1 rRNA gene is annotated in these 262 nt (G+C 49.2%); it reads left to right on the plus strand.

Annotated features, from left to right (window positions below):
• Window positions 1-262 (plus strand): 16S ribosomal RNA (locus ACU68U_RS09365); the annotation flags it as partial.

Genomic DNA, 262 nt, shown 5'->3' on the forward strand with positions numbered 1-262 from the left:
GTATAGAGATATACCCCTCTCTTTATGAGACATCCATACAGGTGGTGCATGGTTGTCGTCAGCTCGTGTCGTGAGATGTTGGGTTAAGTCCCGCAACGAGCGCAACCCCTATACTTAGTTACCAGCGGATAATGCCGGGGACTCTAAGTAGACTGCCGATGACAAATCGGAGGAAGGTGGGGATGACGTCAAATCATCATGCCCTTTATGTCCTGGGCTACACACGTGCTACAATGGTTGGTACAGAGGGAAGCTATATAGT

It is taken from the genome of Finegoldia sp. P3-F-LR (genome assembly GCF_052932165.1).